Origin of the sequence: Pseudomonas sp. DC3200b2 (genome assembly GCF_049895785.1) — a bacterium.
Lineage (GTDB): Bacteria > Pseudomonadota > Gammaproteobacteria > Pseudomonadales > Pseudomonadaceae > Aquipseudomonas > Aquipseudomonas massiliensis.
In genome coordinates this window covers 63,789-87,485 of the sequence record NZ_JAFCTA010000009.1, presented here as the reverse complement: position 1 = coordinate 87,485, position 23,697 = coordinate 63,789, and the positions used below count along the sequence as shown (strand labels likewise).

Here is a 23,697-nt window from a genome sequence, read left to right as displayed (position 1 = left end):
CATGTTCAAGGATTTACAGCAAATCAAGGTCAACGAACTGCGCCTGTGGCATGACATGCTCGAAGACGCCAAGCTGCGCAAAGGCGCACCGGACTACTATCAGGCCGCGCTCCGTACTCACGTTGAAGTGCTCGAACGCCTGGGCGTGATCAGCACCCAGGAATGCTTCGACCTCAAGCGGCAAGCCGACGAGGCTTATGCCCAAACGCGCGAAACGCTGGAAAACGACTCCATTCGCTAGCTGTCGCTAGCTCCCACCGGAATACATGCCCGAAGCCTTGCATGAGGCTCCAGTTCACCCGGTGGGAGCCAGCAAAGCTGGCGAACGACCCCCGATTCCACGCCCAATCAGGCACATCCCCCCAACGCATCCCGCTGCATCGATTCCAGGTTCTTCTCGATGGTCTCGCAGATGGTATCCACCGGAATCTGGTGCTCGCTGGCGCGGAAAGGGCTTTGCAGATCTGTGCCGATGCGCTCGATGGCAAGCAGCATGAAGCCCACCACCGTCGAGGCCAGGGGCGTGAACCAGCCGAGGGATTCCACCAGGCCGATAGGCACGATCAGGCAGAACAGGGTCAGGAACAGCCGGGGGAAGTACACATAGGGGTAAGGCAGCGGAGTATTGGCGATCCGCTCCATGCCGCCCTGGGCATTGGACAGTTCCACCATGGTAGCCTCCAGCCGCGCCAGGCGCATGCTGTCCAGCCGCCCCGCCTGGTATTCCTTCGCCAGCAGCGCCGCCGAACCGTTGAGAATGTCATTGGCGAAATTGTTGGTGTTGCCGTGGCGCTCGAATTCGTCGTCCGGAATGAACGCCCGCACCTCAGGCGGGCAGGGACGCCCACGCAAGTGTGCCGCCACGCAGTTTACATAGGCCACATGCCGACGCAGCAGCGTGGCCTTGACCGGGTTGGCGCCCTCGGCCGGGTCCTCCACGAAGGTCAGCACCTCCCGGGCGAAGCTGCGCGAGTTGTTCACCATGGAGCCCCACAGCGTCCGCGCCTCCCACCAACGACCGTAGGCGCTGCTGTTACGAAAGCTGATCAACACCACCAGCGCCGAACCCAGCAAGGTAAGCGGCATCAAGGGCAGGTTGAACTTGCTGTCCAGGAACAGCATGAAATCCACGGTCACGGCCACGTCCCACAGCAACAGCCAGAACAGGGACCAGCCCACATAGCCCAGGGTCTTGATGATCAAGCGGTACTTCTTGATGATCGCTGCCTTCACTTCAGAACCTCGCGTGATGCGCTTGTGTGATGAGCGTCCGACGGCGGAGGAGGGCGGAAGGTTCGGTGCTAGAGCGGGGCAATCCGTTACAGGACGTGAATCGGTTCAGGGGGCAGTCTCCAGCGGGACAAGAAGGCACGCGCGAGGGTGATGCCTTCGGGCGGATCGCGTAAGGTAGAGCCCTCATGCCCTTATGAAGCGCCTCTTCATGCCCGCCACAGAACGTTTGCCTGCCTTGCTGGAAATCCTGCGCGAACGTTCACCGGTAGAGGGCGCCGCGCTCGCCAGGGAAATGGGCGTTACCCCACGAACCCTGACCAAGGACATCGAAAGTCTAAGAGCTCAAGGCGCTCGCATCGAAGGTGACGCCAAGGCAGGCTACACGCTGCGCCCGGGGGTTCAGCTACCGGCCCTGGCGCTTACTGACGACGAATTCGAAACCCTGATGCTCGGCCTGCGCTGGGTCACCGGTCGCTCGGACCAGCGCCTGGCCCAGGCTGGCCAGAGCGCCCTGGATAAAGTCAGCGCAGCCATACCGCCCGACCTCCGGCACAGGCTGAATAAGTCCACTTTGTTCCTCAGGCCTCAGGCCCCTCAGGAAACGCCAGAGGTCACCGAGGCGCGGATACACGAAGCCATCCAGGCCGAGCGCAAGGTCAGCATGCTTTACCGCGACGCCAGCGGCCGCGCCACGACTCGCATTATCTGGCCGGTAGGCCTGGGGTATTTCGATAAAAAGCTTGTACTGGTGGCCTGGTGTGAAAAGCGCGAGGACTTCCGCCATTTCCGGCCGGCGCGGATGGTGGTCTTCGACATTTTGAAAGAAGGCTTCCCCATACGCCGTCAGGCCCTGTTGGAACGCTGGCAAGCCCTGGAAGGCGTCGAGCTGGTGTAGGAGGCAGCGAAGCTGCCGAATTCCCGCAGGCTTTGCAGTCTTTGTCCCAACAGCCATCGCACGAACGGCGTCTCGATGCCGCGCACCCGCCCAATGCACTTCCTTCCCGCCAGGCCAGTCCAACCTTGAGCGAGGTATTCTTCGCCAGTGCCAAAGGCCCTCGTCAGGCCCTGAAACCGGAGACCCAGCCATGGCCGCGCAGCCTGATAAACAACCCAGCCATGCCCTTCAGCAGCCCTATGACCTGCTCGAAAGCCCCAAGGGCAGCCCCATCAAGATGTGGACGCGCGGCGTGCCCGTCGAGCCCGCCGCCCGGCAGCAACTGCTCAACACCGCCCAGATGCCGTTCATCTTCAAGCACCTGGCAGTGATGCCCGACGTGCACCTGGGCAAAGGCTCGACCATCGGCAGCGTGATCCCTACCAAGGGCGCCATCATTCCCGCCGCCGTAGGCGTGGACCTGGGTTGCGGCATGTCCGCCGTGCGCACTTCGCTACGGGCCCCCGACTTGCCGGACAACCTCGCGCCGCTTCGCCGCGCCATCGAAAAAGCCGTACCCCACGGCCGCACCGCCAAGGGCGGTCGCGATACCGGCGCCTGGGTAACCCCGCCCAGCCAGGTGGACCACGCCTGGGCCGCGCTCAAAGGCCGCTTCGACCGCATCGTGGCCAAGCATCCGGTGCTGGCGAAAACCAACAACCACAAACACCTCGGTACCCTGGGCACCGGCAACCACTTCGTGGAGGTATGCCTAGACGAAACCGACCACGTCTGGTTCATGCTCCACACCGGCTCGCGTGGGGTCGGCAACGCCATCGGCACCTACTTCATCGCCAAGGCCCGGGAAGAAATGCGCGCCCACATTGCCAACCTTCCGGACAAAGACCTGGCCTACCTCAAAGAAGGCACCCGCAGCTTCGATGACTACGTCGAAGCCGTGGAATGGGCCCAGGACTTCGCCCGCCAGAACCGCGCCGTGATGATGCTCGCCGTGCTCGACGCCGCCCGCAAGGTTATCCACAAGCCCTTCGACGCCCACCTCATCGCCGTGGACTGCCACCACAACTACGTGGAGCGCGGCACCTACTTCGGCGAAGACATCCTGCTCACCCGCAAAGGCGCCGTCTCCGCTCAGAAAGGCCAGATGGGCATCATCCCCGGCTCCATGGGCGCCAAGAGCTTCATCGTCCGCGGGCTGGGCAATGAAGAAGCCTTCTGCAGCTGTTCACACGGCGCCGGACGCGTGATGAGCCGCACCCAGGCCAAGGCGATGTTCACCGTCGAAGACCAGAAACGCGCCACCGCAGGGGTGGAATGCCGCAAGGATGCCGCAGTGATCGACGAGATCCCCATGGCGTACAAGGACATCGACAAGGTGATGGCCGCGCAGCGGGATCTGGTGGAGGTGGTGCATACCTTGCGGCAGGTGGTTTGTGTGAAGGGGTGAGAAGGCGATACCAGTATTGACTTGGCAGGACTTCAGAAAGAAAGCCTTTGCTCATGGCGGAGGCCGCAACCTGAAACTAGAATGGCGGACTCTGAAGCCATCCCATGCAAGCCTTTCTGCCGCCAGGTGACTGGTCGCGCATGTACGGCTTTCCCCGGATAGCTGGGGAAAGCATGTTTCAATCCGATAAGAGCCCTATAGATTGTCTGTAAAGGAATCCATCCTGAAATGGCAAGCCTACTTCGCTGTCGACGGTCACATTACATGTTGGACAATGTTGGAGCGCACCACCTGGCAGCTTATTGAAGCAAACGGCACGCTTAATTGCCCCATTGCCAAGGCTGACGATGACCCGATGTTTCAAGCAGCTTATGAATGGATGAAGGCATGCATGATCGAGGCCGACCTCCAGCCGCCTGCTAGGGTCGAGGCTGCGAGCGTATTCAGCCAAAGGCTCTTCGAGCTCTTGGCGCGTGAAGGTTGGCGCGGTCACATGGTTATATAGCCAATACCATGTGGTTGAACGGTGACGCCGCCCGGCTAGCTGCCAATGAACAAGCCATGCTGTAGCAGGATCCTCTGCGTAGGGATCAAGACCGCCGTCTTGCAGCACCTCCATGGCGAGGCTTGTGATACGGAAAGTGTCGCCTTCGTCATCCATGACCCCGGATGCCAAGGCCCAATGTCGAATGGACGAGACCATGTTCTTACCTACTCCGAAAGCTGCGATAGAGCTTTCGTTAGTAAAGGTTGTCTTTGGGATCCGCCCTTCGTGGGTCGCTTGGTCGAAAGCTTTTTTGAGCCACATTTGACGCAGTGGAAACGTCTCATGGCCTGAGAAGTGAACAGGCGCGACCCGACTGATTTTTGAGGAGGTATTTTTCATGGTTCGCAGCTTACCCTGAACTGGTGAATAGCTCCAGTTGTCCACTGTGAGCGCATTGCTGTATGAATATACAGCATTCGTGTGTTCGCCGCGATAGCGAAATGCACACCTGCTGCCGCTCCTGATACTGCGCCTGAGACTTATGTGGACCGACACCGCACGAGTGGTCCTCGCTTGAGCCATTTCATGCGCTTCCGGGGCCCACTTAACCTTCAAAAGGCAGGAGCGACCTTCGTGTATCTAATGGTATCCTTGCCACTTCTGACGCGTTTAGGACTTCGACGCGCTTCGTGAACAAACGGGTCTAAATGGGCATGACCCGGATTTGCAAAGCTAAGGTCCCGATGGCCGGCCGGATCGATAAGCGGGCTCTGGGCTTACCCTCTTCGAAGATCCGGCGACAACACCACCGCCAATTCTCCCAACCGCGCCTGCACCGCATCATCGAACAGAATATAAAGCGCCTCCACCTGCGGCCCGCGTACCTTTTTCGACGCCTCCATGGCCTGCACGAACTCGATCTGAATCTGCGCTTCCTTGGCGACTTCAGCCTCGTCTGCCGCTTCCTCCAGGGCGCGCATCAGGCGCTCGATGGGGGTCGCAGGTCTTTAGCGATACGTAGGGCATCCAGCTGTTCGGTCAGGCTCATGGGTTACCTCGGTATTCAGGCGTGGTCTGCAATCAGGGTCAGCACGTCGTCGATGAAACGGCCTTCCGCGGGGTCGGTGCCGTCGCGCAGGTAGCCGGGGAGTCGTTGCTGGAACTCGCTGCGGTCGACCGGCATGAATTCGAGCAGGGCTTCGAGCATGGCGGGGCGAAGCAGGCGTCGGTTGTCCTGTGTGTTCGGCAGGGCCGGCCGAATCACTTGTTGGTCCAGGTAGAGCAGCTTTTCTCGCAAGTTGGCTTCACCGACGAAGGTGATGCGCTCGGCGTGTTGGCTTTGTGCTTCGGCCACTTGTTGGATCACCTGTTCCTCTGCCTCTTGCGGTTCGGCCAGGGCTGCGGGTTCGGTGCGCAGTGCGGCCAGTTCTTGAAGAATAGGCTCCAGTTGCAGCCGTGCATTGCGGAACCAGTCCACGGACCAGATGCGCCTGATGCGCCAGCCCAATTGCTCCAGCACGCTTTGCCGCAGGCGGTCGCGGTCGCGGGCGGACTTGGCAGAATGGTAGGCCGCGCCGTCGCATTCGATGCCCATCAGGTAACGGCCTGGCTGGCCGGGGTCGCGTACGGCCAGGTCGATGAAGAAGCCGGCCACCCCTACTTGGGGTTCGCATTGGTAGCCGTGGCGCTCGAGGGCTTCGATCACCGCCACTTCAAAGTCGCTGTCCGGTGCCTTGCCGGTTTCCCGGGTGTGCGGCATGTGGCCGGATTCGGCGAACTGCAAAAAGTCCCGCAGGGCAAGTACGCCGCGGCTGGAGGTGCCGGTGGCGAGCACATCGCTGGCGGTGAAGGAGGCGAACACCTGCATGCGTTTCTTCGAGCGGGTGAACAGGACGTTCAGGCGGCGCCAGCCGTCGGCGCCGGTAGTAGGCCCGAACCGCTGCGGTACTTTGCCGCCTACGTCCACCGGCCCGTAGGTGGTGGAAATGTAGATCACGTCGCGTTCATCGCCCTGCACGTTTTCCAGGTTCTTGATGAACAGCGGTTCTTCGGCGCCTACGTTGCGGGCCAGCGCTTCCTGCAAAGCAGGGTTTTGCTTGGCCAGGTGTTCCAGGGCGCGTTCTATCTGGTCGGCCTGCTTGATGTTCATGGCCACCACGCCCAAGGATTCTTCCGGGCGATGCAGCAGGTGATGCTCGATGGCTTTGGCCACCACTTCGGCTTCTTCCACGTTGCGCTGGTCAACGAAGCGCCCCCGTGCTACGCGCACGAATTTCACGCCGTACTCGGCCGACTCGCGGTGCGGGGAGGGGTAGACCACCAGGTTGCTGTCATAGAAGGCCCGGTTGGAGAAGGCGATCAGGCTTTCGTGGCGGGAGCGGTAGTGCCAGCGCAGGCGGCGCAGCTTGAACAGCGGCATGGCCGCTTCCAGGATGCTTTCGGAATCCTGCGCCAGGGAAACCTCTTCGCTGTCTTCGTCATCGTCTCCGCCCTGGCGGGAGAAGAAGCTGGTGGGCGGCAACTGTTTGGGGTCGCCGACCACCACCAGTTGGCTGCCTCGGGAGATGGCGCCCAGGGCTTCTTCGGGGCGCATCTGCGAGGCTTCGTCCATCACGATGATGTCGAAATGTACTTTGCCGGCGGGCAGGTACTGGGCCACGGCCATGGGCGACATCATGAAGCAGGGCTTCAGCCCTTGCAGCGCTTCGGCAGCGCGCAGCATGAGCGCGCGGATGGACTCATGGCGGGTCTTTTTGCCGGCTTCATGCTTGAGCAGCGCCAGCTGGGTGCGGTCTTTCACTTTACCGGAGTTGTTGCCTTCCGGCACCTTGTGCTGGTCGATCTGTGCCGCCAGCTGTTCGCGCTGAAGCTGGGTGAGTTGGCTGTCGATTTCAGCGAAGCGCGCGCGGATGGCTTCCTGGTCCTTGCCGGAGAACTGGGCCAGCGCCGGGTTGTTTTCCAGGATTCGCTTGGCCCAGAGGTCCAGCAGCCCAAGCAGACAGGCGTCCGCGGCCTGTTCCGGGGCCAGGGTCGTTTGCTCGACGGCCTGAATCACCGCTTCGAAGCCCAGGTCTGCCAGGCGCTGGCGCAGACGCCGGTAGTCGAGCCAGTGTTCGAGCAGGTCTTCGTTTTGCGCTGCCGTTTGAAGGCGCTGATGGATAGCGGCAAAGTCGGCCTGGTCCACGCGCTTCCACCAATGGGCGGGCTCGACTTCGGCGCTGCTGAAGAAAACGTCCAGGGCCGTTTCCCAGGCCTGGAGATGGTGGTTCAGGAGTTCGCCCAAGGCGTTCCAGTCAGCCACGCGTTGCTCGGCTTCTTTGGCACTGGATGCTGATAGCTGCGGTACCAGCAAATGCCCTATCGGCAATGCCAGGATCGGCCGCACGAGCGAGAGGGTATGGCGCCACGCAAGCAGGCGGCCTCGGGCTTCGGCGAGGTTGTCGAAGCGGGGCAGGGCTTCGCCTTGAAGGCAGCTGAGCAATTGCGCGTTGTTTTGCAGGGCCCTGGCTTGGGCCTGCCAGCCTTCCACTGCCTGAGCGAGAGCGAGAATGCGGCCGGTGGTGGGGGCTTGCTCGGTAATCAGTGGCAGCAGTGCATTGAGCGCACCGCCTACGTCCTTGATAAGGCGGGGGTACAGCCCATTGGGGGCGAGCAGGTCCTCGGTCTTCAGTAGATGGCTGTCCAAAGGCACGGTGTTTTCCAGCTGCTCACGGTGCGCCAGCACGCGCGCGAAGTACGCGGCCAGTTGCGGCGCGTCATCGAGGATGCCTTCCAGTACTGGCTGTTGCTCCTTGAGCAGGTATTCGGCAATCCACACATTGCCGCCGAAACCGCGCCCGCACTGGTCGCGAAGCGCGCGATACCAGCTACGCAGGGTGATCAGGTCGGCGGTTGGGGTGGCGGTTTCCTTGAAGTGCTCGCCGAGGACATCGTTGTAGCTGGCGTTCGTAGCCAGCTGGTGAAGGTCGCGCTTGTAGGTGATGGCCGCTGGCAGCGCTTGGATCGCCGCTTTCAGCTTGATGCCCGGGCGTACCATGCCCAGCACCTCCGCCTTGGCCGAACGCCAGTCACCCTTGAACCAGCGGAACAGAGAGTCGTCTTGCAGCACCCGTTGCAGGTCTTCCAGGCGATCGTGGCTCGGCAGCCGGTCCACCGAGAACACCTTGGCGCAGGCGTCCCCTTGCTGCTCGATGCTCGCCAGCAACTCGCTGAGTTGGGGCAGCACCTTATCGAGGGCGGCATCTTCGAAGCGTTTGTGGCGCCAGCCGGACAAGTGGATGGGCATGCCCTGAAGCAACCTGAGCAACAGCGTCAGTTGCTCGATGCCTTGCTTATTAGTGGCTAAACCTTGAGCCGTGGAGGCTTGTGTAATGGCCTGTACCAGCCGTTGAGCCTTGGGCGCCTGTTCGATCAGCGCTTCGGCTTCCTGGGTCAGCTCCAGCAGGTCATCCAGTTTCAGCGCCGGGCTGTCGTTATGTAGCTGCAGTTGGGCGCAGGCCCGCTTGAGGGTGTCCAGCGCCTGGGCGGAGCCGATCACTGAAGGCTGTAGCGCCTGGCTGAGCGCCTGCTGCTCCGCTGTCAGCTGGTCCATGCCTTCCAGCCAGGCATGCAACGCTTCGCTGCTGGCGGCGTCCAGCCGATTGATCAACGCCCAGTCTTCATCGCCCTTCGGGGTGGGCGTGGTGGACAGCGCATCGGCCAACTGTCGAACGGTGGTTGGAGAGAAGCCCAGGACTTCAGTCGCGCCCAGCGCCGTGGCGGCCTGGCTGCGCGTTGCGGCCAGCGTATCCAAGGCCTCGATAGCCTGCCTGAGGTGGAGCAGCAGGTCGAACCGTTCTAGCTCGCTGATGTGCGTCTTGGCGCAGCCGAACCAGGGGTGAGTTTCCAGTTGGCCGCTCTGGCCGCTTTCTTCGGCGGTCTTGCGGTAGATGTGGGCGAAATAGCCGGCCTGCTCCTGCACCTGGTTCTTGTCCAGCGGGAGGGCAGCCGAGGGATGCAGGTCGCTGGGGCGAAGCCCTAAGCTTTCACGCAGGCGCGTGGCCTGCATGAGCACTTGGTGGGCGGACAGTCCCGTGTCTGGCTCGACCTTGTGCAGCTGCTGCACATGGGCGTTGAGCTGCTGCTTGAGCCGCTCGTAGTTGCTGATCAGGTTTTGCAATTGGGCCGGTGTACGGTAGCTGCCTCGGCGGCTGAGGCGCTGGCCGATGCTGCTGGCCACTGCGGACTTCTGGCTCTTGTGGCTATGAAGTTCCAGGCAGAAGTCCCCCAGCCCAGCCCGGGTCAGGCGGTTTTTCACCACTTCCAGGGCCGCGCGCTTTTCGGCGACGAACAGGATCCTTTTGCCTTGGCCCATAGCCGCGGCGATCATGTTGGTGATGGTCTGCGATTTGCCGGTACCCGGTGGCCCTTCGATCACCAGGTCCTCACCCCGGATGACGTCCACCAGGGCGCTGTGCTGGGAACTGTCCGCGTCATCGATCAATGGGTAATGCTGGTGCACCTCGGCCAGCTCATCGATGGCGTGCTCGCTGCTGAACCCGCTGCCGGTGGATTCGCCACGCTCGCTGCCGTCCATGCCGATCAGCCGTTGCACCAGGGCATTCTGGAGCAGCACCTGGTTTTTCCCGGGCTCCAGGTCTAGGTACATCATCAGCTTGCCGAACTCGAACAGGCCCAGCGAGGCGAAGCGGTGCAGCTTCCAGTCCGGTTTCACCTCGAGCACGGTGTCCCGTACGCGGGCGAAGTATTCCTCCGGCAGCAGGTCTTCGGTGATGCGGGGCAGGGCGATGCCGAAATCGCGGCGCAGTTTCTCTCGCAGCGAGAGGTTGGTGAGGATGTCTTCCCCGGTGTAGGCCACCTCATAGTCGAAGGTGGCCGTCTTCGGGTTGAGCTTGCCTTTCTCCAGGCGAACCGGCAGCAACATCAAGGGGGCCAGGCGCGTGCTGTTCTTGCCTACGATGGACTCGTCCCATTCGAGGAAGCCAAGCGCCAGGTAAAGGATGTTGGCACCGGTTTCGTCGAGCGACAACCGTGCCTGGGCATGCAGGATCTGCAGCCGCGACTCCAGCTCGGAAGGGTAATAAAGGGTCTGGATCGCATCGTCATCATGCTTCTTGGCAAGCTTGCCCGGCTCATCCGGGGTTAACTGCGCGGCGACTGGCAGCTCATAGCTGGTTTCCATACCCAGCACCTGAGCCCAGGTCTCAGCCGTTGGTGGCTTCTTCAACTCGGTCACGCTGCCGGTGACCTCGTCGTACTTGAGGTAGCCGTGCTCGATCAACTGGCGCTCGGTAGGCTCCGGAACAGGCGCGAAGCGCATCACGTCCTCACCGGTCAAGGTTTCGAACAGGTGATCCGGCAACTCATCGATGATACGGGCGAAGCGCTTGGAACGGGCATGGGAGAAATTCAACAGCCGGTTCCGCGCGCTTAGGTCCAGCAGGCGGCTGCGCAGTTTTTCTAGACTCTCCGGACTGTCCCCGGCGGGCTCGTCCAGGTCTTCCCAGGTGGCTGGCTCGCTGGCGTCCGGTGCTTGCTTGGGAGGTTGCCAGTTGCTGTCCAAACGCGACACGGAGCCGCCCCGGCCACTGCCCTTGTTCAGCCGGCCATTGGCGATCAGCTCATCGCGCAGGGCCCAGTAGTCCTCATCGGATAGGGCGAAGTCATGAAGCTCGGCTTTTTGGTCCAGCCGCAGCTTCAGCGTCTTGTTGCCAACGGCTACACCGTTGCCCGGCACCAGTTCCAGTATCCAGCCTTGTACGAGCTTCCTTTCATTGACTGTCAAAGGTCGGCTGGCGGGGGAAACTACCGTCATGTTGTTCATCCGTTGGAAACAGGTGGGCGGGCGTGGGCGAGGGTGTTCAGTCAGGCGTGAGGGGGCGGGCTTTGGGGGAGGTGCGGTTGAAGTGCACGAACTGAGGCCGTTCCTGGTGTCGCATGGCAAAACGATGGTTGCTATGGGATCACATTAGCGGGTGAGGGTGGGCGGGGTAAAGTGGCGCGGTTGGGGAGTGGTGGGTTCGCTAGCTCTAAGAGGGGTACTACTAACAGAGGCAAAGGCCGCACAGCTCCTCAGCTTGCCATGCGATAGTCATTTCATTATCTTCTCCCAAAACGGGAGGTTTTGGTGGTGCATGTTATTTCGAGGGGTACGCTGCGGGCATTTTGGGAAAGCAGTGCTGCCTACGATGATGCGCGGACGCCGCTGGTCGAGTGGTACCGGCACATGGAGAAGGCGACCTATCGCACCCCGCAGGATCTTAAAGCGGAGATCCGCACAGCCAGCATCCTTAAGGGAGGCCGAGTGGTCTTCAACATCGCGGGGAACAAGTACCGGGTTGTGCTGGCTATTGATTATGACCGCCAGCTTGCCAAGGTGCGCTTCGTCGGCACCCATGCCCAATACGACAGAATCGACGCGGAGACCGTGTAATGAATATCAAGCCCATCCGTACCCAGGATGATTATGCCGCTGCCATGGCCCGCCTGGATGAGTTGTGGGGCGCGCCTGTCGGTTCTGCTGCCGGTGACGAATTGGAGATTCTGGCCGTGCTGATCGGCAAGTACGAGGACGAACACTATCAGATGCCGGCCTCTGATCCGGTTGAGGCCATCAAATTTCGCATGGATCAGCAGGGGCTGACCCCGCGTGACCTGGAGCCTTTCATCGGCTCCAGCGGCCGGGTTTCCGAAGTGCTCAATCGCAAGCGCAAGCTGAGTTTGGCAATGATCAAGCGATTGCACGAGGGCCTGAAGATACCCTATGAGAGCCTGCTGGCTGGAGGGGCTTGAGGCTATGCATTGGGGCGCAAGCCCAGCGCGGGCAGCGACAAGTCCGGTAGCTTTCACCTGGGGCTACGCTGGGGCCGGTGCGCGTAGTAAGTGTGTATGGAGGTTCGCTAGCTGCGCTAGCTCCCACAATGGGAAGCGTGGCTAGGCCACTGGAAAAGCCACCCACAAAAAAGGCGCCTTTCGGCGCCTTTTCGTCGTATTTGGTGGAGCCGGGGGGATTTGAACCCCCGTCCGCCAGTACTCCGCTGTCGGTACTACATGCTTAGCCCGATCTACTGAGTTAACCCGCGGCCGCCCGAGGGGCAGGGTGCGTTGGGCGAGTCGTGTAAGTTTTAGCCGTTTCGTCCACGACGTACTACGCGGCGATCCTGTTCTGTCTGACAGTCGGTTCGGGTTTACAGGCATCCCCTAGCGACTGCTGGTACCGAAGTAACCAGAAGCTCAGGTTCTAGTCACCGCAATTAAGCGGCGATGGCGAATTCCTGGCCGTAGTTTTCGTCATTGGCAACTATAGAAGTTGCAACAGTGGATTTACGAGTTCTGTTACCAACTCGGCATGCACCTAGAGTTTCGTTACCGGCGTCGAATCCTGATCGGCCCCGTACCTGCTGCCAGAGGCGGCAGGTGTTCGTAGGATACGCCCCTTGGCGGCGAATGTCGACCATTGGGCGCACCACAACGGCTCAGTTGCCGGCCGCGCCGCCTTTCTTGGTGAAGTTGTCCAGCTGGGTGAGGATCTTGCCGGTGCTGGCGATGCAGGCCTTGGTGTCGCCCTTGGCCTGGTCAGCCTTGGCGGCGTCGATCTGCTGGCGCATGGTTTTTTCCAGGGCAGGGTTGGACGGTGCCACGGTGACCATGGTGTCGTCGATCTTCTGCAGGTTGGCGGCGCACAGGTCTTCGGCGGCGAAGGCGGGGGCGGCGGCCAGGGTAGCGACCGAGAGGGCGAGGGCAGAAAGCAGGGAACGGGTCATGTCATTTCTCCTTGAAAGCGGCATTGATGCCCGGCGGAAGGCCAGGCACCGGGTTCGCCCGCGCGGTTGGGCTTACCTGATGGACTGCCGCTACGCTCCTGGGTTCTATTTTTGTACACCAATCTTCGCCGTCACGTTATCCGCTGATCGCTGCCAATTCGCCCTGTTTTGGAGCATGAAGGCTGTTCTCGGAGTGCTCTATCTTGGGGATTGTCACGCGGTCTACCAAATAAACGAGGCTGTGGTAATCGATGCCGCTGTGGTCGCTCAGCCCGATCTCGCATGTGCGGCTGGTGGAAATGCCTTCGCTGCAATGCCGCACCGCGCCCTTGAGCGAGCGCAGGGCGTGGGCGTTGAGGTCAGGCTGGGTGAAGCCTTTGTCGCCGGCGAAGCCGCAGCAATGAATGCCTTCGGGCACGACTACGTTATCGCTGCAGCGGCGGGCGATGGCGAGCAGGGCCTGGCTCTGGCCTAGGTGCTGAGTGCTGCAGGTTACGTGCACCGCTATGGGCGCTTGCTGGGGGGTGAAGTCTAGCTTGCTCATGAGGTGGCTGTGGATAAATCGAACCGGGTCGTACAGGTCCAGTCGGGTGTCGGCCAGGTTGTCCACCAGGCGCAAGGTGCAGGGGCTGGTGTCGCAGTAGATAGGGTCTAGCCCGCCGCGGCTGGCGCGGAGCAGGGCGCGGATCAGTTCCTGGCGCTTGGTTTCGCCTTGTTCGGTGTAGCCCTTGGAGGCGAAAGGCTGGCCGCAGCAGAGGCTGTCCAGGGCTTCGGGGAACACCACTTGGTAACCGGCTTTTTCCAGCAGGGCCTGGGTTTTTTCGATCAATGGGGTTTGTTCGGCGTCGCCGATGGCGGGGCCCATCACGCGGGACACGCAGGCGGGCAGGTAGACCACCCGTGGCCGGGTGTCGTCGCTGGGGGCGGTGAAGCTGATGGCTGGGCGGGCCTGGGGCAGGGCGGGCGTCCAGCGGGGCAGGGTATCGCCGCTGAGGCTGCGCAGGCGCTCGGCGTAGCGGTTCAGGCGTGGGGCGCCGAGCAGCCGTTGGGCGCTGCTGGCGGCGCGCAGGCTGAAGCGGGCGCCGGCCAATAGCGTGGCGAAGTGCTCGCCGGCCCAGCGCGCGGCCTGGGGGCGGCCGGCCTGTTGGCCGCGCAGTTTTTTTACCAGGTCGCCGGTGTTGATGCCTACGGGGCAGCGCTCGGCGCACAGGCCGGTGGCGGCGCAGGTGTCGATGCCCTGGTACTGGAACTGGCGTTCGAGGGTGGCGGTGTTCTGGCCGCTGCGTTTTCTGGCCTGGATGTCTCGCCACATCACGATGCGCTGGCGCGGGCTGAGGGTCAGCCCCTTGGACGGGCACACGGGTTCGCAGAAGCCGCACTCGATGCATTTATCCACAAGCTCGTCGGCGGCGGGCAGGGGCTTGAGGTTTTTCAGGTGGATGGCCGGGTCCTCGCTGAGGATCACGTCCGGGTTGAGAATGCCGCGCGGGTCGAGCAGGCGCTTGAGGGCCCACATCAGTTGGTAGGCCTGGGTGCCCCATTCCAGTTCCACGAAGGGCGCCATGTTACGGCCGGTGCCGTGCTCGGCCTTGAGCGAGCCGCCGAAGTCCACCGCCACCAACTGGGCCACGTCTTTCATCAGGGCGTCGTAGCGGGCGATTTCCTCCGCGCTGTTGAAGCCTTGGGTGAAGACGAAGTGCAGGTTGCCTTCCAGGGCGTGGCCAAAGAGGATGGCTTCGTCGTAGCGGTGTTTTTCCAGCAGGGCGATGAGCTGGTTCACCCCCTCGGCCAGGCGCTCCACTGGGAAGGTCACGTCCTCGATGATCACGGTGGTGCCGGTTTCCCGCACGGCGCCCACGGCGGGGAAGGTGCCTTTGCGGATCGCCCACAGGCGGGCGTTCTCTACCGCATCGGTGGTGAAGTCGATGCGCGCTTCCACCGGGAACGGTGTCAGGGCGGCCATCACCTGGCTGACGGCGCTCTCAAGGCCCGCGGCCTGTTCGCTGGCGCACTCGATCAGCAGGGCGCAGGCACCGGGGCTGAGGGTTTGCACGAAGGCGGGCATGCCGGGCTTATGTTGCACGGAGCGCAGGCTGCGGCGGTCGAGCAGTTCTACGGCGGTGACCGGTTGGCTGCGCAGGGCGGTCACCGCCTGGCAGCAGCTTTCCACCGAAGGGAACACGATGAGTGCGGTGGCTTGATGGGGTAGGTCCGCCACCGTGTTGTAGGTGACGGCGCTGACGAAGCCCAGGGTGCCTTCGGAGCCCACCAGCAGGTGGCTGAGGATGTCCAGCGGGTCGGTGAAGTCCACCAGGGCGTTGAGGCTCAGGCCGCAGGTGTTCTTCAGCCGGTACTTGTAGCGAATGCGCTCGGCCAGGGCCTGGTCGGCGCGGGTGGCTTCGCCCAGGCGCGCCAGCTCGGCCAATAGCGAAGCGTGGCTGTGGCGAAAGGCGGCCACGCTGGCGGCGTCTTCGGTGTCCAGGCAGGTGCCGTCGGCCAGTACCAGGCGCAGGCCGGCCAGGGTGTGATAGGTGTTCTGGGCGGTGCCGCAGCACATGCCGCTGGCGTTGTTGGCGACGATGCCGCCAATCTTGCAGGCGTTGATCGAGGCCGGGTCCGGCCCGAGCTTGCGGCCGTAGGGCTTGAGCCAGGCGTTGGCCTGGGCGCCGATCACCCCGGGCTGCAGGCGGATCTGCGCGCCGCCGTTGCGAATGTCGCGGCCGTTCCAGTGGTCGCCCAGCACCAGCAGCACCGAGTCGCTGATGGCCTGGCCGGAGAGGCTGGTGCCGGCGGCGCGGAAGGTTACCGGCACCCGCTCGGCCTGGGCGGCCTGGAGCAAGGCGATCACTTCGCTTTCGTATTCCACGCGGATCACCAGCTTGGGCAGCAGCCGGTAAAAGCTGGCGTCGGTGCCGTAGGCCAGGGTGGCCATGGGGTCGTCGAAGCGGCGCTCGGCGGGGATCAGCCGATGCACTTCAGCGAGAAAGGCGGCGGGCAGGGTCATTGGTCCTCCAGAATCAGTACCACCAGGTCTTTCGGGCCATGGGCGCCATAGGCCAGCACTTGCTCGATATCGGCGGTTTTCGAGGGGCCGGAAATCAGCAGGGCGTTGGTGGGCATGCCGCTGGCCCAGCCGAAGCGCTGCATCACCTCGTACAGGTTGTCGAAGATCTCGCTGGCCTTGAGCAGGGCGAAGTGCACTGGCGGCACCAGGCTCATCAGGCGCGGCTCGGCGGCGTCGGGCCAGAGAATCAGGCTACCGGTGGCGGCGATGGCACCCAGGGTGCCGGTGAGGCTGGCCGGGGTGTGGTCGAACAATTCGCGCTTCCAGGCTTCGATCGGGCGGTCGTAGGCGATGGTCCGGGGCGTGCTGGGTTGGTCGGCCCAGGCGCTGGCCAGCTGTTGGCCGTGGGCGGTGGTCGGCGCTACCAGCAGACGCTCGATACCGCGCCCGGCCAGCAGCTCGGCCAGCAGCGTCGGCCACTGGTCGACTTGGGTAAGGTGCACTTCGGTGTGCACGGTTTCCATCAGCTGGCGCAGGCGGCTCACCCGTTCGCTGGCCGGGTACTGCCAGGGCGCTGTCACCAAGGCTTCGTCGAAGTTGTCCACAAGGGGCGTAGTGCCTTCCAGGCTGGCCCGCAGCTTGCGCAGAATGTTGTCCCGGGCGCTCATGGGTTTTTCCTCCCACCCAACCCCTCAAGGGGCTTGGCCAGGTGCTCGGCGGCCAGTTCATGCAGGGAGCGCGGCGCCGGCTTGGGCGCGCTGTGGTGGTCCGTCCAGGGGCCGAGCTGGCTGGGCGTAAGGCCGCGCAAGCGGGTGGCCATACGCAGGAAGGCGCGGTACAGCCGGGGCGAGGCATTCAGCCGCGCCCAGGCATTCCAGGCCAGGCGCTCCTTGCGCGAGTATTTGCTGCCCTGGCCGTGCAGCAGCGGCTTGGCCACCGGTGGCTTGACGTTTTCCTCGCGCAGGCGGCGCAGCAGGGAAGGAATCGGGATCTTCACCGGGCACACTTCACCGCAGGCGCCGCACAGCGAAGAGGCACTGGGGTGATCCGGCACCGTCGCTAGGCCGACCATGTGCGGGGTGATGATTTTGCCGATGGGCCCGGGGTACACCTGGCCGTAGGTGTGGCCACCCACCCGCGTATACACCGGGCAGTGGTTCATGCAGGCGCCGCAGCGGATGCAGTTGAGGGTCTGGCGTAGCTCGCCATCGGCGAAAGCCTGGCTGCGGCCGTTGTCCAGCAGCACCAGGTGCACTTCCTGGGGGCCGTCCAGCTCGCCGGGCTTGCGCGGGCTGGAGATCATGTTCACGTAGGTGGTGATGGGGATGCCCAGAGCCGAGCGGGTCAGCAGCGAGAGCAGGGGCACCACGTCGCGCAGGTTTTCCACCACCTTCTCGATGCCGGTGACGGCGATATGCACAGGCGGCACGCTGGTGACCATGCGGCCGTTGCCTTCGTTTTCCACCAGCAGCAGGGTGCCGGTTTCCGCCACGGCGAAGTTGACGCCGGACACGCCGATGTCCGCCTCGAAGAACTTTTCCCGCAGCACGCGGCGGCCAATCTGAATCAGCGCATCCACGTCCTGGGTGTATTCCACCCCCAGCTTACGCTCGAACAGCGAGGCCACCTGGCCGGCGTTCTTGTGAATGGCCGGCATGATGATGTGGGAGGGTTTTTCGTGGTCCAACTGCACGATGAACTCGCCCATGTCCGCTTCCAGGCATTCCACTCCATGGGCGGCGAGCACGTCGTTCATTTCCATTTCTTCGCTGACCATGGACTTGCCCTTGATCACCTGCCGCGCTTCATGGGCCTCGACGATGCTCAGCACGATGCGGTTGGCCTCTTCCACCGTCTGCGCCCAATGCACTTGCACGCCCTGGCGGGTGAGGTTGCGCTCCAGGGTTTCCAGCAGGTCGGGCAGCTTGGACAGGGCCCGGGCGCGGATGGCGTTGCCCAGCACCCGCAGGCGCTCGCGCTCGTCGGCATCGGCGAAGGCCAGGGCGCGCTTGGTCATGAGCGAATCCATGGCCTTGCGGAAGTTGCCGCGCAGTTGGGCGTCGCCCAGGGCCTGACGGGCACGGCCGCGAAAGTCCTCGGGCAGCTCCACGGCGGGAATGCGGGTATGGCTGTTCATGCTTCACCTCCGGTGCGTTGCCACAGAAAGCTGGCCAGATGGCGGCCGCGCAAGGCCTGCTGTTGTTTTTCCAGCGCGCCATTGATGTTCATCAGGCAGCCGCAGTCGGCGGTGATCACCTCGTCGGCGCCGGAGTCGATCAGGTTGCGGGTCTTGTCCGCCACCATGGCGCCGGAAATGGCCGGCATGCGCACACTGAAGGTGCCGCCGAAGCCGCAGCATTCGCTTTCATGGCTGTGCTCCACCCGCTCCACGCCGCTCAGTTGGGCCAGCAGGGCACGGCCGTGCAGGTGGGTGTTCATTTCTCGCCGCGCGGAGCAGGAGGTATGCAGCGCTACCCGGGTCGGCTGGCCTTGGTCCTGCAGTTGCACCTTGCACACTTCCAATAGGAACTCGGCCAGCTCGTAGGTGCGCGCGGCCAGGGCCTTGGCCTGGGCGAGGCGGGCCGGGTCGTGCTCGAACAGGTGTGGGTAATGCTCACGGAACATCCCGGCGCAGGAGCCGGAGGGCACGATCACCGGCCAGGGTTCGGCGAACAGGTCCAGCTGTGCCGCAGCCACGGTGCGCGCCTGCTCGGTGTAGCCGCTGGTGTAGGCCGGTTGCCCGCAGCAGCTTTGCCCTTGTGGATAATCCACCGCGATGCCTTCCCGTTGCAGCAGGCGGATGGCGTCCAGGCCAGCTTCGGGGAAAAACAGGTCCACCACGCAGGTGCCGAACAGGTACACCCGCTCGGGCTTGATCGCTGGGTAGTGGCGCGGTTCGGCCAGCGGTGGGGCAACCCGGGTGGCATTGTGCGCTGCATTGCTGTGCTCTGGGTTGTTGGGCGCCGCGTTATAGAAAAGCTCGCTCATCAGGCATGGTCTCCACTGTGGCCCCGCTTCTTCGGCACGCTGTGCGTGACCCTGGCAAGGCTCGGGTTGGGCACCCAATGCGCGGGTGCCCTTTGATTAAAGCCTCAATGCACCAGAATGCCGGTAAACCAGTACGCCTGGGCCAGGGTGATCAGGCCCACCACGGCGGCGAAGAACAGGCTGTGCTTGAGGGTGAAGCGGAACAGATCCGACTCCTTGCCCACCAGCCCGGTGGCGGCGCAGGCCACGGCGATGGACTGCGGCGAAATCATCTTGCCGGTGACCCCGCCGCTGGTGTTGGCCGCCACCAGCAGGGTGTCGTTGACGCCGATCTGGTGGGCGGTGGTGGCCTGCAGCGAGCTGAAGAGCGCGTTGGAGGAGGTATCTGAACCGGTGAGGAATACCCCTAGCCAGCCGAGGAAGGGCGAGAAGAACGGGAAGGCCACACCTGTGCCGGCCAAGACCAGCGCCAGGGTAGAGGACATACCCGAGTAGTTGGTGACAAAGGCGAAGGCCAGCACCATACCGATGGACAGAATCGGCCAGCGCAGCTCATGCAAGGTTTCCACGAAAGTGGTAATACCAGTTCTTGCATTGATGCGCAGCACCAGCATGCTCACTACGGCCGAAAGGAAGATGGCCGTGCCGGTGGCTGAGATGGGGTCCAGCTTGAACACTGCGGGCATGGCCGTGGGTGTGCTAACGATGGGCGCCATCTTCATCACCAGCTGGTCCAAGTGCGGCACTGGCAGGCTCCACACCCAGGCGTAGAGCGCGCCACCGGCGGCGAACAGAGCCTTGAAGGGCTTGAGCGTCCAGATCGTCACCAGCACGGTCAGGATCAGGAAGGGCGACCAGGCCTTGAGAATGGCACCCAGGCTGTGGAGGGAAGCTTGCCGACCTGGCGCGCGCACCGCCGCGGCACCGGCGCTGGCTCCGGCCAGCTGCGCGGCGCTTGGCGCCGGGGACCATACTTTGAGGAAAGTCGCCAGGGACACCAGGCTGACCAGGGCGGAGGTGATGTCTGGCAGCTCGGGGCCGATGAAGTTGGACGTCAGGTATTGAGTGATGGCGAAGCTGGCGCCGGCCACCAAGGCGGCGGGCCAGGTTTCCCGCACGCCGCGCCAGCCGTCCATGATGAACACCAGCCAGAAGGGCACGAAAATGGACAGCAGCGGCAGCTGGCGGCCGGTCATGGCGCCGATCTTGAAGGCGTCGATGCCGGTCACCTGCCCGGCCACGATGATCGGGATGCCCAGGGCGCCGAAAGCCACGGGCGCGGTGTTGGCGATCAGGCACAGGCCGGCGGCGTAGAGCGGGTTGAAGCCCAGGCCCACCAAGAGCGCGGCGGTGATCGCCACGGGCGCGCCGAAGCCGGCCGCGCCTTCCAGGAAGGCCCCGAAGCAGAAGCCGATCAGCAATACCTGCAGGCGTTGATCTTCGGTGAGCGACAGCACTGAGCTGCGGATCACCTCGAACTGGCCGCTCTTGACCGTGAGCTTGTAGAGGAACACCGCCGCCACGATGATCCAGGCTATGGGCCAAAGGCCGTACAGGAAGCCATAGCCCGCGGCGGCCACAGCCATATCCGCGGGCATCTTGAAGGCAAATATCGCCACCAACAGCGACAGCAACAGGGTCAGGCTGCCAGCCACGTGCCCCTTCAGGCGCAGCCAGGCCAGGGCCAGGAAGAAGAAGGCGATGGGGATCAGGGCAAAGGCGGCGGACAGCCCGAGGCTGCCCAGAGGGCTATAGATTTGCTGCCAGGTTTGCATGGAGGCCTCTAATTGTTGTTGGTCAGGCGCTACGGGTAATTGGTAATACCAATTTACATAAGATGCTGGCTAGGTTAGGGTGGCTCGGGGCGCGCTGTCAATTTCCCAGGCGGCGACTTTGGTCGTAGCCCGGGCGTGTGGGCGGCTCGCCGCCTTGTTAGAATTGCCGGCAATGGCCCGCCAGGGCCTGGGCTTGAGGCGGTGGAGAAGACGATGGGGTTTGATCAGGTGCGCCAGCGCCGTTTGTCCGACGATATCGTCGAGCGGCTCGAGGCCATGATTCTCGAAGGCACCTTGCGCGCCGGCGAGCGCCTGCCGGCCGAGCGCGTGCTGGCCGAGCAGTTTGGCGTGTCCCGCCCCTCGTTGCGCGAAGCCATCCAGAAGTTGGCGGCCAAGGGCATCCTGGTCAGCCGCCAGGGCGGCGGCAATTATGTGGTGGACAGCCTTGGCGCCACCTTCAGCGACCCCTTGCTGGAACTGCTGGAGCACAGCCCCGGCGCCCAGCACGACCTGCTCGAATTCCGCCACACCCTCGAAGCCTCCTGCGCCTATTACGCCGCCCTACGGGCCACCGAGGTGGACCGAGAGCGCCTCAGCGAGGCCTTCGAGGCGCTGCAGGCTTGTTACAGCAAGGCCGACGAAGCCAGCCGAGTAGAGGAGGGCGCCGCCGACGCGCGCTTCCATCTGGCGATTGCCGAGGCGAGTCATAACGCCGTGCTGCTGCATACCATCCGAGGGTTGTTCGACCTGCTCAAGCGCAACGTGGTCACCAATATCGGCGGCATGTACAAGCAGCGCGCGGAAACCCGGGCCATGTTGATCAGCCAGCACCGGGAGCTGTACCAGGCGATCATGGACGGTGAAGCGGAGCTGGCGCGGGAAGTGTCCAGCCGGCACATTCTGTATGTGCAAGAAGTGTTGGAGGAGGTGCAGCAGCAGGCCCAGCGGCTGGCCCGGGCGGAGCGGCGGCAGGGGTTGTAGAGCTGGGGGGCGGGTTGCCAGGGTTCGCTAGCTGGCGCTAGCTCCCACCAGGTGACTGGTGTTGACCCGCATTCGGCAGCTTCGCCCTTTCCTGTGGGCTTAGTCCTCGCCCTTGCCCTTGCTGCGCACGGCCCGGGCGATTTCCCGGTTGGAATCGCGTTCGCGCTCGGTGTCGCGCTTGTCGTATTCCTTCTTGCCCTTGCCCAAGGCGATTTCGCACTTGATCAGGTGCTTGCTCCAGTAGAGCGCGGTGCACACGGCCGTGTAGCCTTTCTGCTGGACCGAGGCGTGCAGGCGTTCGAGCTCTTTCTTGTTGAGCAGCAGCTTGCGGGTGCGGATCGGGTCTGCGATCACGTGGGTGCTGGCGGTGGTCAGCGGCGTGAAGTGGGCGCCGAACAACCAGGCTTCGCCGTCCTTGAGCAGGACGTAGCTGTCGACCAGCTGAGCCTTGCCGGCGCGCAGGCTTTTGACTTCCCAGCCGGCGAGTACCAGCCCCGCCTCGTAGCGCTGTTCGATGAAGTAATCGTGGCGCGCTTTCTTGTTCAGCGCGATCGTCCCTGTGGGATGTTTCTTTTGCTTGGCCATAGGGCGCGCATTATAGGGGTAACTTGGCCGGTCCGCTACGGGGGCAATTGTTTCCAGGCGCCGCGGCGCCTTGAGCCACCACCGCGAATCCCGGACAATGCGCGCTCATTTTTGGCAGGTGGGCGAAAAGCCGATGGCGAGTGAAAAGGTGTCCGTCCATGGAAGCTGGGCAAGCCGCTGGGTGTTTATCCTGGCTGCAACGGGTTCCGCGGTTGGGCTGGGCAGTATCTGGAAATTCCCCTACATGGTCGGCGTCTATGGCGGCGGCGCCTTCGTGCTGGTGTTCCTCGCCTGCATCGCCCTGATCGGCGTGCCGGTGATGCTGGCCGAAACCCTGATCGGGCGGCGCTCCCGGCAGAGCCCGGCCAACGCGCTGGCCACCCTGGCCCGGGAGGCGGGCCAATCCACCGCCTGGTCCTGGGCAGCCTTCGCCGGCATGCTCACGGCACTGCTGATTCTTTCCTTTTATAGTGTGGTGGGCGGCTGGTCCTTCGACTACATCGTGGACATGGCCCGTGGGGATTTCCAGGGCGTGACGCCCGATCAGGTCGGGGCCTATTTCGGCGACATGATCAGCAACCCGCTGCGGCTGATCTTCTGGCATAGCGTGTTCATGTTCACCTCCGCCGTAGTGATCGCCAAGGGCGTGGTCAGCGGCCTGGAACGCAGCCTGCGGATCATGATGCCGCTGCTGTTCGTGCTGTTGGTGATCCTGCTGGGGTACAGCCTCACCACGGGGCACTTCATGGATGGCGTGCACTTCATGTTCGACTTCGATGCCAGCAAGGTCATGGACGGGCTGCTGCCGGCCATGGGGCATGCCTTCTTCTCCCTGAGCGTGGGCGTGGGCTCGATCATGATCTACGGGGCCTACATGCCCAAGAGCGCGTCCATCGGCGGCACCATCGTCTCGGTGGCCCTGCTGGATACCTTCGTGTCGCTGCTGGCGGGCGTGGCCTTGTTCCCCATCGTCTTCGCCGCCGGCCTGAACCCCGGCGAAGGGCCTGGCCTGATGTTCGTGACGCTGCCCTTCGCCTTCGGCAGCGTGCCCTTCGGCCAGCTGATGGGCGTGGTGTTCTTCATCCTGGTGGGCGTGGCGGCCTGGAGCTCGGCCATCTCCCTGCTCGAGCCCATGGTCGCCTTCCTCGTGGAGCGCTACAACACTTCGCGCGCCTGGGTCGCTACCTGGCTGGCGCTGGCCTGCTGGCTGTTCGGCCTGGGCACGGTGTTTTCCTTCAACCTGTGGAAGCAGGCGAAATTTTTCGTGAACGATGGCGCTGGCTTGCGCCTCTATGAATGGGGAGCGCAAACCGGCCTGGACTTCTTCGGCGTGGTGGATTTCTTCACGTCCCGTATCATGCTGCCGCTGGGCGGCCTCTGCTTCGTTCTCTTCGCGGGCTGGGTCATGGGGCGGGAGGCCGTGCGCGATGAGCTGGCCATTCGTAACCCACGGCTGTTCGAGCTCACCTTCTTTTTGATGCGCTATGTGGCGCCGTGCGGCATTCTCGTCGTATTTGCCGCTCAGCTTTGGAAGTGACGC

General features: G+C 63.3%; 18 protein-coding genes and 1 other RNA gene. 7 read left to right on the top strand and 12 right to left on the bottom strand.

The window, feature by feature from the left end:
- Position 1: 1 nt before the first annotated feature.
- Entirely contained in the window at positions 2-241 is a 240-nt protein-coding gene (locus ACP691_RS20430) for a hypothetical protein (protein ID WP_426153691.1), read from the top strand.
- 107 nt (positions 242-348) lie between these two features.
- Here ACP691_RS20430 and ACP691_RS20425 read toward each other — a convergent pair whose 3' ends face one another.
- Entirely contained in the window at positions 349-1,233 is an 885-nt protein-coding gene (locus tag ACP691_RS20425) for a bestrophin family protein (protein ID WP_426153689.1), read from the bottom strand.
- Positions 1,234-1,441: 208 nt separating this feature from the next.
- On the opposite strand from ACP691_RS20425, the gene ACP691_RS20420 reads away from it, so the two are divergent.
- Both ACP691_RS20420 and ACP691_RS20415 read left to right on the top strand, forming a co-directional pair.
- On the top strand, positions 1,442-2,128 hold the full coding sequence (locus ACP691_RS20420) for a helix-turn-helix transcriptional regulator (RefSeq protein WP_426153687.1): 687 nt from the start codon (positions 1,442-1,444) through the stop codon (positions 2,126-2,128).
- A 190-nt stretch (positions 2,129-2,318) separates the two neighbouring features.
- The gene (locus tag ACP691_RS20415) at positions 2,319-3,575 is read left to right on the top strand and encodes an RtcB family protein (protein ID WP_426153684.1); all 1,257 of its coding nucleotides are present in this window, start codon (positions 2,319-2,321) and stop codon (positions 3,573-3,575) included.
- A 178-nt stretch (positions 3,576-3,753) separates the two neighbouring features.
- Here the strand turns inward: ACP691_RS20415 and ACP691_RS20410 are convergent, their stop codons facing one another.
- The 3 genes from ACP691_RS20410 to hhe all read right to left on the bottom strand — a co-directional run bounded on the left by ACP691_RS20410 (position 3,754) and on the right by hhe (position 10,876).
- Positions 3,754-4,461, bottom strand: coding sequence for a DUF4007 family protein (locus ACP691_RS20410; RefSeq protein WP_426153682.1), 708 nt, complete (start codon positions 4,459-4,461; stop codon positions 3,754-3,756).
- A 377-nt stretch (positions 4,462-4,838) separates the two neighbouring features.
- The gene (locus tag ACP691_RS20405; RefSeq protein ID WP_426153680.1) at positions 4,839-5,042 is read right to left on the bottom strand and encodes a hypothetical protein; all 204 of its coding nucleotides are present in this window, start codon (positions 5,040-5,042) and stop codon (positions 4,839-4,841) included.
- Between the two features lie 83 nt (positions 5,043-5,125).
- A complete protein-coding gene (gene hhe / locus ACP691_RS20400) occupies positions 5,126-10,876 on the bottom strand; it encodes a DUF4011 domain-containing anti-phage protein Hhe (RefSeq protein WP_426153678.1) in 5,751 nt (1,916 codons plus the stop codon).
- Between the two features lie 315 nt (positions 10,877-11,191).
- Between hhe and ACP691_RS20395 the strand changes: the two genes are divergently transcribed.
- Positions 11,192-11,494 carry a type II toxin-antitoxin system HigB family toxin gene (locus tag ACP691_RS20395; RefSeq protein ID WP_426153738.1) on the top strand — a complete coding sequence of 101 codons (303 nt, stop codon included), beginning with the start codon at positions 11,192-11,194 and terminating at the stop codon, positions 11,492-11,494.
- Positions 11,494-11,853, top strand: a complete 360-nt coding sequence (locus ACP691_RS20390) for a helix-turn-helix domain-containing protein (RefSeq protein WP_426153676.1) — start codon at positions 11,494-11,496, stop codon at positions 11,851-11,853. The genes ACP691_RS20395 and ACP691_RS20390 overlap by 1 nt, the downstream gene beginning before the upstream one ends.
- Before the next feature lie 201 nt (positions 11,854-12,054).
- Here ACP691_RS20390 and ssrA read toward each other — a convergent pair.
- The 7 genes from ssrA to ACP691_RS20355 all read right to left on the bottom strand — a co-directional run bounded on the left by ssrA (position 12,055) and on the right by ACP691_RS20355 (position 20,591).
- Positions 12,055-12,454: a transfer-messenger RNA gene (gene ssrA / locus ACP691_RS20385) on the bottom strand.
- An 82-nt stretch (positions 12,455-12,536) separates the two neighbouring features.
- Entirely contained in the window at positions 12,537-12,824 is a 288-nt protein-coding gene (locus ACP691_RS20380) for a hypothetical protein (protein WP_426153674.1), read from the bottom strand.
- 136 nt (positions 12,825-12,960) lie between these two features.
- The gene (locus tag ACP691_RS20375) at positions 12,961-15,828 is read right to left on the bottom strand and encodes an FAD-binding and (Fe-S)-binding domain-containing protein (RefSeq protein WP_426153671.1); all 2,868 of its coding nucleotides are present in this window, start codon (positions 15,826-15,828) and stop codon (positions 12,961-12,963) included.
- Complete coding sequence (locus ACP691_RS20370) at positions 15,825-16,496, bottom strand: LutC/YkgG family protein (RefSeq protein WP_426153669.1); 672 nt, start codon at positions 16,494-16,496, stop codon at positions 15,825-15,827. The genes ACP691_RS20375 and ACP691_RS20370 overlap by 4 nt, the downstream gene beginning before the upstream one ends.
- On the bottom strand, positions 16,493-17,965 hold the full coding sequence (locus ACP691_RS20365; protein WP_426153667.1) for a LutB/LldF family L-lactate oxidation iron-sulfur protein: 1,473 nt from the start codon (positions 17,963-17,965) through the stop codon (positions 16,493-16,495). Before ACP691_RS20365 ends, ACP691_RS20370 begins: the two co-directional genes overlap by 4 nt.
- Entirely contained in the window at positions 17,962-18,816 is an 855-nt protein-coding gene (locus ACP691_RS20360) for a (Fe-S)-binding protein (protein ID WP_426153665.1), read from the bottom strand. Before ACP691_RS20360 ends, ACP691_RS20365 begins: the two co-directional genes overlap by 4 nt.
- 104 nt (positions 18,817-18,920) lie before the next feature.
- Positions 18,921-20,591: a lactate permease LctP family transporter gene (locus ACP691_RS20355; RefSeq protein WP_426153663.1), complete on the bottom strand. Its 1,671-nt coding sequence runs from the start codon at positions 20,589-20,591 to the stop codon at positions 18,921-18,923.
- Positions 20,592-20,804: 213 nt separating this feature from the next.
- Here ACP691_RS20355 and ACP691_RS20350 point away from each other — a divergent pair, with 213 nt between their 5' ends.
- Positions 20,805-21,572, top strand: coding sequence for an FCD domain-containing protein (locus ACP691_RS20350; RefSeq protein WP_426153661.1), 768 nt, complete (start codon positions 20,805-20,807; stop codon positions 21,570-21,572).
- A 99-nt stretch (positions 21,573-21,671) separates the two neighbouring features.
- Here the strand turns inward: ACP691_RS20350 and smpB are convergent, their stop codons facing one another.
- The gene (gene smpB, locus ACP691_RS20345) at positions 21,672-22,157 is read right to left on the bottom strand and encodes an SsrA-binding protein SmpB (protein WP_040259341.1); all 486 of its coding nucleotides are present in this window, start codon (positions 22,155-22,157) and stop codon (positions 21,672-21,674) included.
- Between the two features lie 133 nt (positions 22,158-22,290).
- Here smpB and ACP691_RS20340 point away from each other — a divergent pair, with 133 nt between their 5' ends.
- Positions 22,291-23,694, top strand: coding sequence for a sodium-dependent transporter (locus ACP691_RS20340; protein WP_426153658.1), 1,404 nt, complete (start codon positions 22,291-22,293; stop codon positions 23,692-23,694).
- Positions 23,695-23,697 lie beyond the last annotated feature (3 nt).

Bases quoted from the DNA above. Each gene is read 5' to 3' on its own strand.
- ACP691_RS20430 (WP_426153691.1), top strand. From the start codon at position 2: ATGTTCAAGGATTTACAGCAAATCAAGGTCAACGAACTGCGCCTGTGG.
- ACP691_RS20420 (WP_426153687.1), top strand. From the start codon at position 1,442: ATGCCCGCCACAGAACGTTTGCCTGCCTTGCTGGAAATCCTGCGCGAA.
- ACP691_RS20415 (WP_426153684.1), top strand. From the start codon at position 2,319: ATGGCCGCGCAGCCTGATAAACAACCCAGCCATGCCCTTCAGCAGCCC.
- ACP691_RS20410 (WP_426153682.1), bottom strand. From the start codon at position 4,461: ATGAAAAATACCTCCTCAAAAATCAGTCGGGTCGCGCCTGTTCACTTC.
- ACP691_RS20405 (WP_426153680.1), bottom strand. From the start codon at position 5,042: ATGCGCGCCCTGGAGGAAGCGGCAGACGAGGCTGAAGTCGCCAAGGAA.
- hhe (WP_426153678.1), bottom strand. From the start codon at position 10,876: ATGACGGTAGTTTCCCCCGCCAGCCGACCTTTGACAGTCAATGAAAGG.
- ACP691_RS20390 (WP_426153676.1), top strand. From the start codon at position 11,494: ATGAATATCAAGCCCATCCGTACCCAGGATGATTATGCCGCTGCCATG.
- ACP691_RS20380 (WP_426153674.1), bottom strand. From the start codon at position 12,824: ATGACCCGTTCCCTGCTTTCTGCCCTCGCCCTCTCGGTCGCTACCCTG.
- ACP691_RS20375 (WP_426153671.1), bottom strand. From the start codon at position 15,828: ATGACCCTGCCCGCCGCCTTTCTCGCTGAAGTGCATCGGCTGATCCCC.
- ACP691_RS20370 (WP_426153669.1), bottom strand. From the start codon at position 16,496: ATGAGCGCCCGGGACAACATTCTGCGCAAGCTGCGGGCCAGCCTGGAA.
- ACP691_RS20365 (WP_426153667.1), bottom strand. From the start codon at position 17,965: ATGAACAGCCATACCCGCATTCCCGCCGTGGAGCTGCCCGAGGACTTT.
- ACP691_RS20360 (WP_426153665.1), bottom strand. From the start codon at position 18,816: ATGAGCGAGCTTTTCTATAACGCGGCGCCCAACAACCCAGAGCACAGC.
- ACP691_RS20355 (WP_426153663.1), bottom strand. From the start codon at position 20,591: ATGCAAACCTGGCAGCAAATCTATAGCCCTCTGGGCAGCCTCGGGCTG.
- ACP691_RS20350 (WP_426153661.1), top strand. From the start codon at position 20,805: ATGGGGTTTGATCAGGTGCGCCAGCGCCGTTTGTCCGACGATATCGTC.
- smpB (WP_040259341.1), bottom strand. From the start codon at position 22,157: ATGGCCAAGCAAAAGAAACATCCCACAGGGACGATCGCGCTGAACAAG.
- ACP691_RS20340 (WP_426153658.1), top strand. From the start codon at position 22,291: ATGGCGAGTGAAAAGGTGTCCGTCCATGGAAGCTGGGCAAGCCGCTGG.